This window comes from Roseibium sp. AWQ4_254, assembly GCF_056161025.1.
In genome coordinates, this window is sequence record NZ_JBSWYH010000087.1 from 1 (window position 1) to 1,023 (window position 1,023).

A 1,023-nucleotide genomic window follows, 5' to 3' on the forward strand; every position below is an offset into this window, starting at 1 on the left:
GATCAATCCGATCCGGGGCAAAAACGCGGGCCTCATGGCTGAAAGCCGTCGGGACGCCTCAAAATAGCGGGTTGTTGCGGGTGCCCAGCTGCTTGAATTAAATAAAAATAATAAAGCAATTAGTCTATTGCCCGTAGAGGCTCCATATCCCTTAAATTCTACATTAGCTCAAAAAATTAACATTTCAAACCATGAGTATGTCTAAGTAGAAAGATTGATACCCGACTCGATCAACGCTCTACGAGTTACGAATACAACTGAAGTCAGCTCGAACCAAGCCTTGGATAATTTCTATGATCGCAAGTTGATTTGATATTGAGCGTTTTTCTTGATTATTTCGTTCTCTGAGTTCGTCAGCAATTTTAACTTTTGCCTCGACGATTCAGTATCAATATCACCCAGGGCCCAAATACACTTTACAGCAAGGGCAAATGCATCGTCGTACGCACGATATTCAAATTCCCTCTGGGCAGTATCGAACAACACGACGACGCTGCTAGGGTCTCTAAAATCTTGTAATAACTCCGCAATGTCTTCATGAGAAATATGCCAATCTTCGGAACGTAATCTATTCAAAATCGGCACGCATTTGCTGTCGAATTCAAAAAATCTAAAGCCAATACCTAGGGAATATTCCAAAACCTCGTCGTCTTTGTCCATTGATGCTAGTTTTAGGATTTTTGACATAGCATGTTCGTCGTTTCGTACGTCCATCGAAAAGCGTTCAAGGAATTCATCCAAAGAAATCTCATTCCGAATGACGTTTATCATCAGTTGTATATCAGCTTTCCGCATTTAAGTCCTCATTCGACTCATACCAACCTCACTAGATAGGAACCGATCTGACGGTGTTTGGGGACTGTTCGGCAAGGAGCAGGTTGCAGGGCGATATGGTTTATCGTTCAAAACCTGGGACGCAGCTGAACAGTCCTCAAACACGGCCTCGGTGGCCTGCTCCGGCCCGCCGGACTGCGTTGCGCCGCTTGAACGGCCAACCAGGCCGTCCTGCGCAACGCGCCTTGC

General features: G+C 45.4%; 1 protein-coding gene. It reads right to left on the reverse strand.

What is annotated here, in order from left to right:
• Positions 1–291: 291 nt before the first annotated feature.
• Positions 292–795, reverse strand: coding sequence for a hypothetical protein (locus ACXAIC_RS24725; RefSeq protein WP_475187094.1), 504 nt, complete (start codon positions 793–795; stop codon positions 292–294).
• Positions 796–1,023 lie beyond the last annotated feature (228 nt).